This window comes from Arthrobacter sp. SO3 (assembly GCF_020532825.1).
Classification (GTDB): Bacteria; Actinomycetota; Actinomycetes; order Actinomycetales; family Micrococcaceae; genus Arthrobacter.
On record NZ_MQTS01000142.1, the window covers coordinates 1 to 1,740 of the forward strand.

General features: G+C 66.5%; 1 protein-coding gene. It reads right to left on the reverse strand.

Features of this window, described 5'->3' with window-relative positions; translation table 11 throughout:
• Positions 1-177: 177 nt before the first annotated feature.
• On the reverse strand, positions 178-1,620 hold the full coding sequence (locus tag BJQ90_RS13465; RefSeq protein ID WP_226760760.1) for an IS1380 family transposase: 1,443 nt from the start codon (positions 1,618-1,620) through the stop codon (positions 178-180).
• Between the last annotated feature and the right edge of the window lie 120 nt (positions 1,621-1,740).

Below are 1,740 nucleotides of genomic sequence, written 5' to 3' on the forward strand. Positions count from 1 at the left end.
CCCGGATTTTTCATCGGATGGCGGTCGGGGCGCCGGGCCTGGTTTTTGCCGTCCCGGCGGGCTGAATCGGATTTCGGGCGTGGCTGAAGGCCCGGGGGCGCCGGGCGGTGCGCGGGTTTCCACTGATCCCGTTGGTGTTCTTCTTTCCTGCTCGTGATTGTCCGGGGGGCTGTGGTGTCAGGTCCGCAGCAGGGGTGCGGGGCGGTTCGCGGCCGCGGCGATCCGGCTGATGGCTTCGAGCAGGGCGGCGATGAGGGGTTGCTCCGGCGCGGCGGCGGGCAGCAGCAGGTGGTTCCGGCGGGCGCGGGTGATGATCTTCCCGGCGGTGGCGAAGAGCCGGTAGCGCCAGCGTTTGATGTCCCAGCCCCGTGCCTTGTGGCCGTCGGGCAGGGCGGTGAGCTGGAGCCAGGAGACCAGGTTCGCGGCCAGGACCGCGAGGTTGGCCCAGGCCTGGTTGGCGGCGAAATCGAAGAACGGGAGCTTTCCGAGCCCGGTGTTCTTTAGGGTTTTGATGCGGTTCTCGGCCCGGCCGCGGGCCCGGTGCCGGGCATCCAGAAAAGGTCCGTGCCAGCGCGGGGCATTCGTCAGAAACGCTGTCACACGGTGACCGTCGATGTCGAGCAGGGTCGGTGTCGCGCCGGGGTGCAGCGGTTCGGCGCGCAGGAAGATCTTCGTCCCGGGCGGGTAGTCCTGGAGCGGGATCACCTGGGTGGCGTTGATGACCCAGGCGTTGTCGCGTTCGACCCCGTCCTGGTCCAGGGCCGGCTGCCAGTATTTCTTGTCGTTGATCCAGTCGATCATGTGGGCCTTGCCGACCGGAACCGGGTACGAGGCGGAGAACTGCACGCCGCGCGAATGCAGGTACCAGAGGAACTTCCGGGACGCGCCGGCGCTGTCGGTGCGGACCAGGATCTTCTCCCCGTCCAGTTCCTCGTCCTCACCGTAGAGGGCGTCGGGCAGGACGGCGATGGCGGCCTCGAAGATGCGGATGTGGTCCTCGGCGTTGTTCGCGGTTGCCCCGCCGTGACGCAGCAGTACCGCGAGTTCCTCCCCGGTGCCGCTGCCGGCACCGTAATCAATGCTGGCGGTGAACGGGGCGAATCCAAAACCGCCCTTGTAGTTTCCGGTGGCTTGTTCCTTTTCCGAGTGCGAGGTCACCAGTGTGGCGTCGAGGTCGATGAGCAGCGGGTCCGCGGCCGTCGCCTTCACCGCGGGGCTGCGGTCCCCTGCGGCTTCCCAGGCCCGGGTCCGCAGTTCCTTGGCCAGGGTCGAAAAGCCGTAATCGAAGACGTCCGGGTTCTTCACGGTGCGTTCGAAGAACCGCGAGACTGTCGCGTTCGAGGGCACTTTCCCGAACACGCCGGGCTGGGAGCGCAGGATGTCCAGGTCGGAGGCATGCTCGCCGCCGGCGGCGAGCATCACCGCCAGCGACCCGAGCAGCCTCCCGGGCCGGTGTGAGGCCGTCACGGGGACGAACTGCCCGAGCCGGTCCTCGCACAGATCCCGGAACCCGAGGGCGTCGATGAATGAGGTCAGGATCCGTCCTCCGGCATGGGAGACCAGCGACTGGCCGGTGAAAGAAACCGGGACGGATGGGAAGACCTTGGTAGGCTGGTGCATCGAAAAGGTGCTCCTTCAAGACACGGAAATAACGGCGTAGACACCCCTATTTTCCCTTGTCAGAGCACCTTTTCGTCTCTTAAACACACCCCTCAGCCCAACATTGATGAAAACCCCGGG